At 42.9% G+C, this 13,262-nt stretch carries 15 protein-coding genes; all 15 read right to left on the reverse strand.

The annotated features are described in order from the left end of the window. Window positions 1-610: hypothetical protein (locus M4I42_RS01785; RefSeq protein WP_268850554.1), on the reverse strand; the 610-nt coding region annotated here is incomplete at its 3' end. 13 nt (window positions 611-623) lie between these two features. Continuing rightward, entirely contained in the window at window positions 624-3,110 is a 2,487-nt protein-coding gene (locus M4I42_RS01790) for a phage tail protein (protein WP_268850555.1), read from the reverse strand. Window positions 3,111-3,171: 61 nt separating this feature from the next. Next, the gene (locus tag M4I42_RS01795) at window positions 3,172-3,834 is read right to left on the reverse strand and encodes a hypothetical protein (RefSeq protein ID WP_268850556.1); all 663 of its coding nucleotides are present in this window, start codon (window positions 3,832-3,834) and stop codon (window positions 3,172-3,174) included. Window positions 3,835-3,933: 99 nt separating this feature from the next. Then, the gene (locus M4I42_RS01800) at window positions 3,934-4,716 is read right to left on the reverse strand and encodes a distal tail protein Dit (RefSeq protein ID WP_268850557.1); all 783 of its coding nucleotides are present in this window, start codon (window positions 4,714-4,716) and stop codon (window positions 3,934-3,936) included. Continuing rightward, window positions 4,713-7,841: a phage tail tape measure protein gene (locus M4I42_RS01805; RefSeq protein WP_268850558.1), complete on the reverse strand. Its 3,129-nt coding sequence runs from the start codon at window positions 7,839-7,841 to the stop codon at window positions 4,713-4,715. The genes M4I42_RS01800 and M4I42_RS01805 overlap by 4 nt, the downstream gene beginning before the upstream one ends. A 13-nt stretch (window positions 7,842-7,854) precedes the next feature. Continuing rightward, window positions 7,855-8,022: a hypothetical protein gene (locus tag M4I42_RS01810; RefSeq protein WP_155732709.1), complete on the reverse strand. Its 168-nt coding sequence runs from the start codon at window positions 8,020-8,022 to the stop codon at window positions 7,855-7,857. Window positions 8,023-8,033: 11 nt separating this feature from the next. Then, on the reverse strand, window positions 8,034-8,321 hold the full coding sequence (gpG, locus tag M4I42_RS01815) for a phage tail assembly chaperone G (protein WP_268850559.1): 288 nt from the start codon (window positions 8,319-8,321) through the stop codon (window positions 8,034-8,036). Window positions 8,322-8,372: 51 nt separating this feature from the next. Then, window positions 8,373-8,942: a major tail protein gene (locus M4I42_RS01820; RefSeq protein WP_268850560.1), complete on the reverse strand. Its 570-nt coding sequence runs from the start codon at window positions 8,940-8,942 to the stop codon at window positions 8,373-8,375. A gap of 11 nt (window positions 8,943-8,953) precedes the next feature. Then, window positions 8,954-9,277 (reverse strand): tail completion protein gp17, encoded by a 324-nt coding sequence (gene gp17, locus M4I42_RS01825; RefSeq protein WP_044744872.1) that lies wholly within the window; start codon window positions 9,275-9,277, stop codon window positions 8,954-8,956. Continuing rightward, complete coding sequence (locus tag M4I42_RS01830) at window positions 9,274-9,663, reverse strand: HK97-gp10 family putative phage morphogenesis protein (RefSeq protein ID WP_044744871.1); 390 nt, start codon at window positions 9,661-9,663, stop codon at window positions 9,274-9,276. Before M4I42_RS01830 ends, gp17 begins: the two co-directional genes overlap by 4 nt. Further along, window positions 9,663-9,989 (reverse strand): phage head closure protein, encoded by a 327-nt coding sequence (locus tag M4I42_RS01835; RefSeq protein WP_268850561.1) that lies wholly within the window; start codon window positions 9,987-9,989, stop codon window positions 9,663-9,665. The genes M4I42_RS01830 and M4I42_RS01835 overlap by 1 nt, the downstream gene beginning before the upstream one ends. Further along, window positions 9,970-10,212, reverse strand: a complete 243-nt coding sequence (locus M4I42_RS01840) for a head-tail connector protein (protein ID WP_268850562.1) — start codon at window positions 10,210-10,212, stop codon at window positions 9,970-9,972. Before M4I42_RS01840 ends, M4I42_RS01835 begins: the two co-directional genes overlap by 20 nt. Window positions 10,213-10,244: 32 nt before the next feature. Then, window positions 10,245-11,522 carry a phage major capsid protein gene (locus tag M4I42_RS01845; protein WP_268850563.1) on the reverse strand — a complete coding sequence of 426 codons (1,278 nt, stop codon included), beginning with the start codon at window positions 11,520-11,522 and terminating at the stop codon, window positions 10,245-10,247. Next, window positions 11,519-12,094 carry an HK97 family phage prohead protease gene (locus tag M4I42_RS01850; RefSeq protein WP_192952951.1) on the reverse strand — a complete coding sequence of 192 codons (576 nt, stop codon included), beginning with the start codon at window positions 12,092-12,094 and terminating at the stop codon, window positions 11,519-11,521. The genes M4I42_RS01845 and M4I42_RS01850 overlap by 4 nt, the downstream gene beginning before the upstream one ends. Then, entirely contained in the window at window positions 12,091-13,251 is a 1,161-nt protein-coding gene (locus M4I42_RS01855) for a phage portal protein (protein ID WP_268850564.1), read from the reverse strand. The genes M4I42_RS01850 and M4I42_RS01855 overlap by 4 nt, the downstream gene beginning before the upstream one ends. Between the last annotated feature and the right edge of the window lie 11 nt (window positions 13,252-13,262).

The raw sequence follows: 13,262 nt of genomic DNA on the forward strand, positions 1-13,262 counted from the left end.
TAACCGCTATAGAAGTATTTCTTTCATAATGGTAATTCCAATAAACACTTTGAAAAGTTCCGTTCGCCGCATGTGTCGGCCAATCGTAAACTAAATGAATATGTTGAGGCTCTACAAAACTTTCTGCGGTGTTTAATGATCCGAGTTTAGTGTCACTACCTACATATGTGTTATATCGGTCGGCATATCCGATAATGCGCCCCCGCATAATAATTTCGTTTTCGGGATCTTCCGGGCCGTCGTAATCAGTTAAAACTAACCAACTCATAGGAAAATCGCCAACAGTATACCAAGACATATCTGGGTTTTTAAATACTACATCATACCTCGCTAAATTATAAAGCGGTCCGTAGTATTTAATAAATGATCCGCTCGCATATTCTATCGAATCAGTAAGAAAAGCAAATAAAGCGGCTTGTCGTTGTAGTTCTTCCATGACTTTAGAGATAAAGTTTTCACTTTCTACCCGTTCGACTAACTTGCCGGTTAAAGCGTCAAATAATTCGATAGTGTGAACTCCCCTAACGCCTTTTATAGGCTTTTCTTTAATTATTTCGATCGCTTCGCCGGTTAAAAAATTACGTTTTGTCGCTTTACTTTGTCGGATCATAGTTTTACCTCCTTTATCGTTTGGTTATATTGATCGCTGCATGTGTAGCTATGCTGTTTTCATATTCTAGGCTGTGGTGTTCTCCTACATTCACGCGGTCCGGGCCATCCAAAGCAATAGTGACGGCTTGGTGCGTTTGGATCGTCGTGTAACTTGCTTTATTAAAACTATACATTTCCGCAATGCTCGGCCGCGGTACTTCAGACGATAGACCGCCTAACAAGTTTTGTGCATATACAAACATTTGCAGGCCGTCTTGTGGTATGTCGATCGTGCCTGTACTTGTAAACATTTGTATTTCTAGCATACCGGTACCGCTTGGCATTTGCGCAATGATAAACGGCAGCCCTATACTATGCCAACCCGCCGGCATATATTGTTTGATCGGCGGCCCTATGTCGGTACCGTTCATCATTATTTTAACTGTAACGGTTAACGCTGTCTTTGCCTCGCAAATTAACATTAAGCCAATTTGGGCGTTAGTGCTACCAAAATTCGTTATGCTTATTTGCAACGGGAAAAGCGGGCTCGTCCCTATCGTTTTCGCGGCCCCGGACGTTGCAAAAAGCAAATCGGGCTGCGCCGCTTGTACGTCGCTACTGATACTCTCACTTGACACATCCCCTAAACCTGGCTCCAAAAAGCCCAGCTCTACCTCGTTCCTCCACGGTTCCTGCGGGTAAACCTTCATGCGTAAAATCCGCGTTGTAACATCTAAATTTAGGTCCTCGTTGTATATTCTCACATCGTCGCCTAGATAAAACCGGTCTTCCTCTAGGCCGGTGATCGCGGATAAATCTAATACCGTGACTTGGTAGCTGATCCGCGGGAAAGCCATTTCCTTGAGCATGTCCTCGGCATACCTCTTCAAGTTGCCGGGCAAGATGAATCGTTCATCTTCAAGGATGTATTCTTTTCTGTATTTCTGACGGGCTTCTGAAAGTGGCACGCCTTGTGAAACGTACCAATCGTAATTTTCTACATAGTTTTTTCCATCGTTCACGTCTGCGATTGTCAGCCCATTTTTTCCGTATGGGATGATGACTGTCGCCTCCGGTGGAGTGATGGTTCTCTTAACACTCTTGAGATTTTTTCGGTAGCGAAAAGATGCACCACGATTGCTGCCGATCCGCTTCACGAAATGCACCAGTCGGTTCATACTATCCCACTGAATTTCCAGACCAACAATTTTGGCTACTTGTCGAACAAGCCAAAGAGCTGTTTTTCGACTTTCTTTCAGGCTGAACACTTCATCTTCATATCCTGTTTCGATGATACCTACTTTCCAGTCAGTTCCGATCAAAATTTTGCTCAGTCCATTCCTCAATTCTTCTGTATTGATTTCGATTGTAGGAAAAACCCTGTTAAGTAATTCAATATACGCCAATTCCGCCGTGACAGCAAAAGTAAACTGCCCATCTTCATCCATACCATCCTCAATTTCTGTGACAATGTAGCGCCGATTTTTATAAACTAGTTGCCCATCGTACTGAATGAGTCTCGTTTTTGGATCATTGAACGGCATTTCAAAATATAAAATGGATTTGTCATTTAGGAAGTCGTCGATATAGATGTTCTTCGCGTTTTCTAGATACGCAGCAAGACTTCCATCAAGCGTATATACGCGTATAATATCTCGATACACATTCGAGTGACGTCCTAGCGTTCGAACACCTCTTGCTTCTTCCCATATAGATATACCTATGCTTTTTAGTATCGGAGTTACCTGCTCATTTTGTGTTTGTAGCGTCGCCCTAATCATTAGTCGTTGAAAATTTTGTATCTCATTCGGCAATTCTCCACCATTGACAACTTCATACCATTCTTCTTGGTCTGTCGATACTTCTACGATTACGGCCGTACCTACTGGCACTTCATAGTCAATTATCACTCGACTTCCCGTTACATTTCGCACCATATCATTCGTAATCGCGGCAAGCCAAGTCCCTCTTGTTCGATACTTTGTCATCGTTGTATCTACGCCAGTGATGGAAAGATTATCAATATACGCTTGGTCATCATTGCTGCTTACGCTTCCATCTTTGCTATACTGCCATTTAAATGTATATGTCCCCGATGTTAAATCTTTTGCAAAGTGTTTAAAACTTGTATTATTGCCGCTGTCTTTAAATTGTTCTACGCCGTTAATATAAAACCTTAAATAATCATAACCGCTTCCACTACTAACTAAATAGTCAAATTCAATACGCCCGCCCTGCGGCAAACTAATGGTTATTTCCGTCGCGCTTGCTTGGTTGTCCCCTATATCTTTATTGGTGTAAGAATATGATCCGCTTGCCTTCCGCGCGGTTGTTCGCTGCCAATCGCCTTTGAACGTAAATTTCCGCTGTTCACCCTCAAAATCATCTATAACCGTACCAATCCCGCTCACTTGATATCTTTCAAGCGTGAGACCGTTCGGACTTAAAACAAGGTTGTTGGTCGTTCCTTGATTCCATTGCTGTTCTTGAAATAGTTTGTTCAATTCAGACAAAATCACGTAAGATACTCCCCCCTCTCCCTAAAAAATATAAAAAAAAAAGGCGTATACATACGCCCCTTTATGTTGCACTGATCACTGTTACCCTGATTTTATCTGTCGTATTTTGAGCATAAAAATATAGCTCCTTTCCGTATTCCAAACGGAATTGTTGTCCAGGAGCTAAAGGGATTCCTTTCGTGCTGTCGATACCATTTTCACCAATGTAAACAGGAGCTGTGTTTGTTGCATCGGCGGTGATGATATATTCTACAATCCGTCCTTGTACAGACGACAAGGATATAATCAACTCGCTTGTATTAGCGCTCCCCGCCGACTTAACTACTGATTTCATGTTCGTTGGCGACACTTTCGCTATTTGTAACACAGACGGTTGCGCAATACTCACATTGACCGGCGTTGCACTATCTACGCGGACAGTCGGATTATTCGCGATGTCTACGGACCCGATTTTGTTGCTCCCAGCAGGCAGGGCACCGGCCATATTAACATTTACCGCTGTTGCACTGTCTACACGAACGGTTGGGCTATTAGCTATATCAACAGACCCGATTTTATTCGTTCCGGTGGGAATCGGCGCACTCAAGACGCTTTTAAAGGCATCGTTTTGTAGCGTGCTCGGTAGCTTCGCGATTAACGCTTTCAGCAACCCAATGACTGTTTGTGCTGTAGCTGGATCGGTTGTCGAGCCCAGCGCCTCGATATCCCCATTCAACGCCTTCATGAACATGTGCCACTTGGCGCCATCATAATATGATGAGGTCAGTTTATTGTCTAAATCTGTATTCAATCTCCCGTTTTGCTGTGGCATGCGTTATCCTCCTTATAGATATCGTTCTTGCCAAACAAGACGAATTCGAGCCTTCCGTCCATTTGCGCTACTATATGCCAATGTGTTGCCGCCAGGAAAAAACGCCCCGAATTCGCCATCAATCATCGAAAGAATATTATTTTCCGCAGTGTCATATGCTCCGGTTGTGACAATATCTCGTTCCATGCTTTTCGTTGCTAAAAAGCTCTCCGTGTTGATTTCAATTGAAGAGTTAGGTGTTAGAACGCCGCTATACAACAAATATTTGTCATTGATTGTGATTTTAGGGTTTTGGATTTCCCCATACGCCGCTTGAATCACAACAGAGGGATAAGTTTCTGCCGTTCCGCCGTTTGAAATGTACTGCACACTATTGGAGTCCATTTCAAATAAGATCTCTTGAGCCTCCATTGCATATTTGAATGGATCACAAACGAATTCAATGGTTAATTTACCAAAAGTAAATATTTCTTCAAAATTGGGTGAGGATTTCACTTTCCCCATATAAAAAACATTTGGTTCATCACTAAATACAAGCATTCTTTTTCTATCGGATGATAGCCAAGCACTTATACGGGTTATCGTCTGCATCCTCTCCGATTTTTCATGCGTTTTTAGCAAACAAGACACACTCACAATTCGATCGCCGAAGGGCTGTGGGAAAAGGTATGATCCATGTCGCCCTGGGATTTGTTCATAGTGGTCACGTATTTCAGGTAATACAGATCGTGAAACATGAGAAATGCGTAAGGAAAAATCCTTGCTGCTCTTTCCATCTAAAACAAAATATTTCATAATCGCTCTCCTCGACTCCGCTTACTTATACGCCTTAAATTTTCTAATTCACGGCTAAATCGAATGATATCCCTGTCATTTCGTACAATCATATTTTCAATGACAATTGTCACTCCTTCAGTCTGCCTGTCCTTTGCCATATCACCAACCACATTCGTTTCAACAACATGCTGAATCGCCGCTGGCTTTATACTTGGCAGGGCGATGTTGCCGATTTGTTGACCGGCTTTTGCTACTCGTTTTGCCATATCAACAACGCTATTCTCAGCGAGCTTTGCATCGTCAGTAATACCGATTGCTAAACCTTGTGACAAATATCCGCCATATTCCGCAAACAAACGACTCGGACTGCGAATGCCGAAAAAGTTTTTGATTTTGTCTGTTAGCCCAGAGAGCATAGATCTAACCTTATCCCATAACCAATCTGCCATGCTACTCATACCGTTCCATATACCACGAAGCAAGTCTTTCCCGATTTCTACAAAACTACTTGCCCAGCCTCTTGCCGTATTTTTGATTCCTTCCCATATGCTGATTAACGTGTCTCTTACACCACCAAAGATATTAGAAACCGCGCTTCTTAAGCTGTTGAATGTGTTTTGTACGGCAGAAGATAAACCACTAACGATATTGCTAACGCTAATTTTGATCGTGTTCCACACATTAGTAGCAGTATTTTTTACGCCATCCCATAAATTTGATAAAAATGACGCTATCGCATTAAAAATAGTCGTTGCTGTTGTTTTTAACCCATCCCAAACGGCGATAACAGTTGTCTTAATGACGTTCCAAACAGTCGTAAAAATCGTTTTGTATATATTGAGTACAGTCGTAAAATACGCTTTTATCCCCTCAAAAATGGCTGTGGCCGCCGTTTTTAGTCCTTCCCAAACGGTTGTGACTACCGTTTTAATACCTTCCCATACGGTTGTAAAAATCGTTTTATAAATGTTAAAGACCGTTGTAAAATACGTTTTTAGCCCATCCCAGACCGCCACAGCTACTGCTTTTATTCCTTCCCATGTTGCCGACAAAAACTCTTTGATTTCATCCCAATTCTTATATAGCACAACACCGATAGCTACTAATCCGGCAATTGCTCCGATTGCAATTCCGATCGGACCAGTAATAGCAGCTATCGCACTTGAAAAAACTCCTGCCATTCCACCAGCGCTAGCCAGCACGCCTGCCAACGCTCCAAATCCTTGCATGGCAGTTCCTACAATCGACAATACAATGCCAATGGATGCAACGATCCCGAGCAAAACAGCTGAAATAGCCGCTCCGATTACGATAAATTGCTGCATACCTGTTGGTAAGCTGTTAAAAGCATTAAATAGACCTTGTAGAGCCTCAGCAACGATACGTATTGCTGGAGCTAACGCATCTCCAATAGAAATTTGTGCGGTTTCAATAGCGCCGCCTAGTTCCTCAAGAGCCCCCTTTAAGTTATCCTTCATTTTTTCGGCCGCTTCTTTTGACGCCCCGCTTGAGTTTTGAAGGGATTTTGTCAAAGAGTCTAGTTTTTGTGGCCCAGCTTCAATCACCGTCAACATACCACTTGCTGCTTCTGTTCCGAAAATAGTTGAAAGTGCCGCAAGTTTTTGGGCATTACTCATATTTTTTGTTTTCTCAGAAAGCTGTCCAATAATATCGCCAAAAGGTAACATTCTTCCTTGCGCATCCGTCACTTGAATGCCTAATGAAGCTAATGCCTCTCGTGCCTCCTTTGGGGGATCCGATAATCGAATGAGCGCACCACGCAATGTTGTACCAGCCTGCTCGCCACGGATACCGTTATTGGCCATAATTTCTGTTGCTGCCGCAAGTTCCTCAAGGGAAATACCTAATGTTTTTGCAATTGGGGCTGCATACTTGAACGTGTACTGCATATCCTGCACACCTGCTGCAGAGTCGTTTGCAGCTTGCGCTAGAACATCCGCTACTCTTGACGCCTCTCCTGCTTCGAGACCAAATGCATTGAGTGCTGATGATACTGTGTCAGCAACAAGCGCCATGTCCTCCCCGGATGCTTCTGCTGCAGCTATGATACCAGGCATAGCTGCGAGAATTTGATTCGTGTTGTACCCCATCGCGCCCATGATTTCCATACCTTGTGCAACCTCAGTAGCTGACTTAGACGTCGATGAACCAAGATCAAGAGCAGCCTGTTTGAGTTTCTCTAATTCATTCGGCGTCGCCCCTGCAATCGCCCCTACCCGAGACAATTGCGCTTCAAAATCCATCGATTTTTTGACAGAAACACCTAATGCACCACTAATTGCGGCGCTTGCTACACCGAATGATGCAGCAATTTGCGCTCCCGATGATTGAAGATTATTTCCGACGTCTTGCAACCGCTGCCCTGTTTCGTTCAGTTTTGTTTGTAGTTGCCCCCAAGCTGTTTCTTGTTGTTGAATCGTTTGGTTTAGTTGTCGTAGTTGCGCCTCAGTTTCTTTCATTTCCGCGGTCGCTTTATTGTAGGCAATTATGAGGTCATTTGTTTCCTTCGCATCCGCTCCTTTTGCCTTTACGCTTTCATCATATAGTCGCTTTAATTCCGATACTTTCGTTTTCTGTAGTTCAAGTGTTTGAGCCAAACTATTTGCTTTCGTACGCAATTGTTCAGACGTTGAGCCAAAATTTTCGATACCTGCTGTTGCAGCGCGAAATTCGGAGTCAATCACTTTCAACTGCTGGTCAATTTTTTGTAAACTTTGTGTTACCGCTTGCTCCAGCTTAGTAAAGCCGTTCGTTTGCCTTTCAATCTCTTTATTTGTCTGCTGCAGCTGCGCCTCGGTCTTTTTCATCTCTGCGACAGCTTTGTTATAGGCAATAAGAAGCTTCTCGGTTTCAGCTGCGTCTTTTCCTTTCGTTTGCGCACTTTCTTCATATCTGCGCTTTAACTCAGCGACTTTCGCCTCGTGTAACTGTAGCTTTTGTGTGAGGGATTCCGCTTTAATTTGCAATCCTTCCAAACCATTTTCAAAATCCTTCACCCCACCGGTAGCCGCTTTAAACTCAGCGTCAACAAGCCTCAGCTTGCGATTGACTGCCTCAATGCTCGTCGTAAAATTTGCGCTATCTAAACCAAGCGACACTCGCAACGTACCAACTTCCGCCATCGTTTCACCACCTTTACAACAACTGCTCAATCATCAGCCGTTCTTTTCGCGTCTCTTTTTCCTCCGCATAGTCCAGAAGCTCAAAATAAAAGCCGATGTCCATCTCATCCACGAGGTACATCGGTATTCCGTTCTTAATGTGCGTTAGGTAAAACTCTTTCACCGCGTCATATGGGTCCATTTCAGACCCCGTTACACGTTTGGGTCATTCGTTTTCGCCACTCCAATGACTTTGTTCATACAATCTGAAATGGTTGGAATGAGGCGATCCGCCGCAATGCCATCGTAAAATTCATCGACCGTAAATTGCCCGTTAAACAATTCGACGATGAAGGCAATGATGGAATCCAGCGCCTCCACATCAATATTGTTAAAGTCATATTTTTTACGTAGTTCCAATGCGCGACGAAACATACGCGCCTTTACGAACGGAACGGTAAATGTTTTTTCTTGGCCATTGATTAATAATGTAACTTGCATATTCATTCCTCCATGTTATGAATTTGAAAGAGAAAGGGCTTCCCCTTTCCCTTATGGCGTTGTTGTTTCTTGATATACAGCACTAAACCAATTTTGAATTACTGCTGGATCAACACCTTGATCTTTCGTATTGACCGATGCTTTCCAAGCCTCATCGAATTCTCGTTTTACAAATTTCCCTTTTAGCGTCGGTGTCTGAAATTCAACTTTATCTCCTTTTGTTTTGTATTGCTCTTCAGGCAATTCAAATTTCCCTTTATACAGCCACACATATTTCTGTCCCCCGTTCGAAAGAGGAAGAATAAACCCAAGTGCGACATATGGTGCTGTATCGTCGCTTTTTTGAATAACGACGCCATCATCATTAATCGTTGCGCCTAACAAAAATGCCTGCATCTCTGTTGAAATGTCATCCACTCCGATTTCTACTTCAATTTCACCAAGAGACGAAGCAACTTCAGCTGGTCCGTCATCCGCATACAACGTTTCTGTGTTTACCTTCGGGCTAATTTTTGCTTCAATCGCCTTCGCCAACCGCTTCGGCGTATCGTACTGAACCCCAGTGAAATTGTCCTTAATCAACTTAGCTACATATGGATGTTTCAAACCGATTACTGCCATCGTATTCCCTCCTAACAAACATAAGAAAATCGAATTGCTTTATGGTATGTTTTTGTTTCTTGTTCGAATAAATCCACTTCCGATGTGCGACGAAATCCTGCTGCTATCATTCTTTCTTTGACTTGTTGCGTTAGATCGGTATAGTCCGTCTTACTCCAAATGTCAATTTGAAAAAAGTGTGCCGTTTGTTGTTCTTCATCGTCCGCATTCAGCGCTGAAAACTGATTGTATTCAAAGAAGGTAATATACGTCTTTTCTTTTCCCTCATACGTTTGAAACGCGACTGGAACACCGAGAGGTTTTAGTGTGTCAATGATCATCTTATTTAAGCTCATAGCCTCAACTCCCGCCGGATGACATCAGCCATTTCATCCTGCACCCGATCAATGTTCTCCTCAAAAGCTGGCTGCAAAAAGGGATGAGGGTCTGCTTTCGGATATTTTCGTCCTTTCTTCGCCCCTGCTTTTCGACCAAATTCGACAAACAGTCCGTAAAAACGATCGCGATCCGGTCCGATATCGACAGTTCCATCTTCTTTCATATCAGAAATCACAATGTTTTCGGCGAGTTTCCCCGTATCTCGTGGTGCTTTCTGTGAGGCTGCTTGCTGAACCACCTTTGCACCGGCAATAAGTGCTTCTTGTTTGACTTGCTCAGCTTCGTTCCCCAACGTCTCCAACTTCTTTAACAACTCTTGCATTCCCTCTAACTTAAAGCCCATCACATCACTTCCTTTGCCACAATCGTCATCGTGACATTACGCTCATCATCATTAATGACAGACAAAATTTCAAACGTGCGTCCTTTATATTGAATACGCATATCGGGTGTAATCCCCGCTGTGTAGCGCACGACAAAACGAACTGTATTTTCGTTTTGCGTTGTCGCCGCTTCGTAATACTCTCGCCCACGCAACGTTTTGATTGCTGCCCATAAGTGATGACGGTCTTGCCATTCCTCTGACGAAAAGCCATTTTCGTTTTGTTCCTCTGCTCGCTGCTGGATTGTAATTCGATGTTTAAATTGGTTAGTCAGTCGTCGCGCCATTTATCATTGCCTCCTGCACAAAAAATGGCGTCAACGCATGAAGGGCTTTTTCCATTTCTTCTTCGCTCACCCGATATTCGTAAAAAATAGAAGCGACGATGAGTACTAAATGATCTGCTTCCGTTCCCGTCGCATTTTTTACATACTTTTTGGCTGTTTCTAAATAGAAAGAGAGCATGGTGTCTTCCATGCTCCCGTCAATTCGTAAATGTTCCTTTAACATGTCAACAGAGACTCCCATATCTCTTCACCAGCTTATGCATTTAGCTCAAGCTTAAAGACAGATGGCTCAAACGGACCGTAGACAAGCTGACCGTCGTTTAGATGCCAAATTTTAAAACCGACATGGTTTGTATCTGCATATTTTTCAATTAATTTCGTCACTTCCATCGTACCAATAACATCTTGAATGTAGAACGTTGAAAAGTCACCAAAATACAGGCGTTGAATGTTTGGTGTACCTGCATCCACGAAATCTGTCACATCAACCGGGAAACCGAGTAAGCGATAGCCGAAGCCACCTTCTAGTCCGATATCTGGGCGCAAAAGTGGGAAGCCATCTGCCGTTTTAATCGTTTCGATTGCCGTTAATGCAGCACGATTAATCATCCAACGCGCATTTTTAAGCATGGACGTTGGCAAACTGTTTTTCAGTTGCACAAACTTGTCGTAAATGTCTGTTGCTGTCGGTGTAAAAGCTACTGCCTTGCGAAGCAACGCGCCAGGATTGTCAGCGCTATTGAAGAAAAACTCAGCTTCTTCACGCACGTAAGCTTTCTTTAATTCGTCCATAACGATTCGTTCTACATTCATCTCGCTCATGGCAAGAAGTTTCTTTGTGACAAGCACAAGCGCATCCGTTTCCGTTGGATTCAAATAGTACTCATCAAATTCAATATCCGTCTCTGGGATTGGTTGGTTCAATGCACGCTCTGTTTTCACACGGTTTGCTTTCGCTTTTTTAATTAAAATAGGAAAGCCCTGTGTCCCTTTTGTTTGTACAACCTTCCCGTATTTTCGTAACAAGTTTTCTTCTTGGGCATAGGCAATAATTTCTTTCGCCAACGACTCTGGAACAAGTACATTGCCGCCGTGCGTCTGAACTCCCATTGCCCGCGCTTCACTTTCACTAATTTGCCCTACAAGATATCGGCAGAAGGCATTGCGCGTTTTCATTTCATTTGTTTTTACTTGGACACGAGAGGAAAGAGATTGATTAATCATATTTGTTAAGCCAGCACGCTGCTCTTGCGTTAAGATGGAGCGTTTTTCTCCCTCACCCCCGTCTTGTTCTTCATCGTCCTCGTTCTCGTCATCTTCTTCTCCTTCACCAGCTCCGTTTTCAGTATTATCGTCTGTCTCATCAAACTCTACGAGAGCCTCGTTTACCGCATCTAAATCAGCTGTCAATTCATCGACTTCTGCCTGTACTTCTTCCATCGAACGAGTTTCGGAACCTTTTTCTAATAACTCTTTAAGCTGTTTTAATCGTTTTTCCAATTGTGCTTTACGCCGTAATAAATACTTTTTCATCGCTTTAACGCCTCCTCAATTTGTTTAATTAGTTTTTGTCTTTCATAATGAAGTTCGCGCTGTTCTGTGAACCGATCGCGGACATATGCTTCTGTATCCTCATAAGCTGGAAGGCTGACAATGCTAATTTCATAAAGCTTTACTTCTTGAATCGTTCGCTGTGCTGGCTCTACGTCCCAGTTCCATGAATCCCGAACGACTTGAAATCCAAATGAGCATTGATTGATATCACCGCGTTGCATAGAAATCATTAAATCTTTTGCCCAACTCGTATCTGGTGGCGTGACACGAAATTTCAACCCTTTCTCATCTTCGTCAAGCGTAAGCGTACCGCTTTTCGTCCGCCCTAAAACATAATCCCAATTATGGTTAAAGAGCGCACGGACATCCGCTTTTCCCGTTAATGATTTGGCAAATGCTCCTTTCGCAATCGTTTCTTGAAACATATCACCAATCATCGTCGGAGAATCAAAAATGCTCGCATATCCTTCAATGACTTGCGAGCTTCCTTCGGTTCCAGCGCGTATTTCAATGTTCGAGAGCGTAAAAATTCGCTTTTCTTTCTCATTCATGGCGTCTCACCTCCTTTAATCACCTTTTTTAACGTCGCCTCCAGATTATCGAGACCGATTAAATCTTTTGAAATGTATAGTTTTTTCGCTTCTTCTTGCTCTAAACGATCAAATCCAAGCATTTCGCGCGCATCGTTCGGTGTCGCAATGGACGTTCGCACCAAGTTGTAAGCAATGTCCGTTTTCGTTTTCATTGTCACATAATCTAACGGGTTAATCTTGAAGCGAATCCGGCGCCCGCCTTGAGGGAAAAATAACTTTGACAAGTGCTGCTCAAGATTTTTTATAATCGGACGCAGTACAGTCGTATAAAGCATCATCATGAATTGCTCCATATCCGTCTTTTGCAACTCAAGCAAATGTTCCAAGTCCACACCAAAAAATTTGCCTAAGTCTTTTTTGTACACCGAAAGATATTTAAGGATTTTCTCGTCATCCACTGGACTTTGTAACGCTTCAATCTCATATCCTTTGCTAAGTGGAATTAGCTGAATTTTATTCCCTTGTCCAGTCTGTTCTAACTTGTCAAGAATGGCCATAATCATTGCATTTTGTGCTTGGTTATTCGGTGCAATATGCGTATCCAATTTCAGCAAATACGCAAGCAAGCCGCCTTTTCGATACTTGTCTGTTAAACTGTTTTCCGCATTCATGACACCTTCAAGCGTTTGGCGTGCTAAATCTAACAATCCCACACCGTCTAAATGATTTGTCCCAATATTTTTGACGTGAACAATCATTTCCGCAGGGATTTGAACACCACCAACGCTGTAAATTTTGCTTCCGTCCTCTAACAATTCGGAGTAGACACCGTTTAATACGTGCCATTCATCTTCGTTTTTGAAAATGTAGACTTTTCCACGTATTAAAAGCGTGTTGACGATAAGCTTTTTCATTTCAAATTCAGTCAAATATTGATTCGGATTGCGCAAAATCCGTAACGTATATGGGTCACTAACGTCGTTTCCTGCCTCGTCCTCAATAAAAAAATCAGTGAGCGCAATTTGGTCACTGATTAGTTTCATCAAATTATAAATGTCGGAGGATTGAAGGATGTTTTCGTCGGTCACATAACCACCGTAGTTCCAATAAAAGTTGTTAAAAACATTGAATTTAGAGCGTTTAAACCACCCAGCAAGTCGCTGCCATAATCCCAATCATCCTCACC

The sequence above is a fragment of the Anoxybacillus sp. J5B_2022 genome, assembly GCF_026847645.1.
GTDB lineage: Bacteria > Bacillota > Bacilli > Bacillales > Anoxybacillaceae > Anoxybacteroides.

What these genes read in the sequence shown, in the direction of transcription:
- M4I42_RS01850 (WP_192952951.1), bottom strand. Translation starts at nt 12,094, where the DNA reads ATGAATGAGAAAGAAAAGCGAATTTTTACGCTCTCGAACATTGAAATA.
- gp17 (WP_044744872.1), bottom strand. Translation starts at nt 9,277, where the DNA reads ATGAGCTTAAATAAGATGATCATTGACACACTAAAACCTCTCGGTGTT.
- M4I42_RS01800 (WP_268850557.1), bottom strand. Translation starts at nt 4,716, where the DNA reads ATGAAATATTTTGTTTTAGATGGAAAGAGCAGCAAGGATTTTTCCTTA.
- M4I42_RS01845 (WP_268850563.1), bottom strand. Translation starts at nt 11,522, where the DNA reads ATGAAAAAGTATTTATTACGGCGTAAAGCACAATTGGAAAAACGATTA.
- M4I42_RS01795 (WP_268850556.1), bottom strand. Translation starts at nt 3,834, where the DNA reads ATGAAGGCGTTGAATGGGGATATCGAGGCGCTGGGCTCGACAACCGAT.
- M4I42_RS01810 (WP_155732709.1), bottom strand. Translation starts at nt 8,022, where the DNA reads ATGGACCCATATGACGCGGTGAAAGAGTTTTACCTAACGCACATTAAG.
- M4I42_RS01830 (WP_044744871.1), bottom strand. Translation starts at nt 9,663, where the DNA reads ATGGGCTTTAAGTTAGAGGGAATGCAAGAGTTGTTAAAGAAGTTGGAG.
- gpG (WP_268850559.1), bottom strand. Translation starts at nt 8,321, where the DNA reads ATGCAAGTTACATTATTAATCAATGGCCAAGAAAAAACATTTACCGTT.
- M4I42_RS01805 (WP_268850558.1), bottom strand. Translation starts at nt 7,841, where the DNA reads ATGGCGGAAGTTGGTACGTTGCGAGTGTCGCTTGGTTTAGATAGCGCA.
- M4I42_RS01835 (WP_268850561.1), bottom strand. Translation starts at nt 9,989, where the DNA reads ATGGCGCGACGACTGACTAACCAATTTAAACATCGAATTACAATCCAG.
- M4I42_RS01840 (WP_268850562.1), bottom strand. Translation starts at nt 10,212, where the DNA reads ATGTTAAAGGAACATTTACGAATTGACGGGAGCATGGAAGACACCATG.
- M4I42_RS01820 (WP_268850560.1), bottom strand. Translation starts at nt 8,942, where the DNA reads ATGGCAGTAATCGGTTTGAAACATCCATATGTAGCTAAGTTGATTAAG.